Origin of the sequence: Methylobacterium sp. BTF04, assembly GCF_010692745.1 — a bacterium.
GTDB lineage: Bacteria > Pseudomonadota > Alphaproteobacteria > Rhizobiales > Beijerinckiaceae > Methylobacterium.
On record NZ_JAAHTB010000218.1, the window covers coordinates 1 to 781 of the forward strand.

Genomic DNA, 781 nt, shown 5'->3' on the forward strand with positions numbered 1-781 from the left:
AGCCTTGGCCGCCTGACCCAAACCAAATGGCCTCCGGGAAACCCGGGGCGGTTCACTCGACCGCTACCTGGACGTTGTAGCCCACCAAGCCCGACCCGCGCCCGCTCGTTGCCATCGAGCGCGCGTCGGGATCGGTCAGCGAGATCTGCCGGTCGGGCGCCGCCTTCATCTGCTCCTCCAGGCCAGCCAGCCGCTCCATCTCCTGCCCGAGGCGGGCGATCTTCTCCTTCAGCCGCACCACCTTGGCGGCCAGTTCGGGTGTGGGATCCTGACGATCGGCCGTGTCGAGTTGCGAGAGATAGCGCGACACGCTCTCCTCGATCTGCTGGCGCCGCCGGTCGAGCTTGCCTTGCGTGAAGTTGCGGTCGCGGTTGTTGACCGCCTTGAACTTCGAGCCGTCGATCGCGACGCGCGTCCCCGTTAGAAGACCCATCTCGCGGCACAAGGCGACGAAGCGGGCACAGACGCGCCCGATGGCAGGTCCGTTCTGCCGGCGGAACTCGGCGATCGTCTTATGGTCGGGCGACAGCCGGCCCGTCAGCCACAGGACCTCGACGTTCCAGCCCGCTTCCCGCTCCAGACGTCGGCTCGACGGAACCTGGTTGAGATAGCCGTAGACGTAAAGCTTCAAGTGTGCGGCCGGATGGTAGCCCGGTCGTCCCGTCCGTGCCGCATCGGTGCCCTCGAAGCCGAGCGCCCCAAGATCCAGGGCATCCACGAGGGCATTGAACCGCCCCGGGTTTCCCGGAGGCTGTTTGGTTTGGATCAAGCGGCCAAGGCT

At 66.6% G+C, this 781-nt stretch carries 1 pseudogene; it reads right to left on the reverse strand.

Annotation, left to right across the window (positions count from 1 at the left end):
* Window positions 1-55 precede the first annotated feature (55 nt).
* A pseudogene (locus G3T14_RS24410) lies at window positions 56-781 on the reverse strand (transposase); the annotation flags it as partial.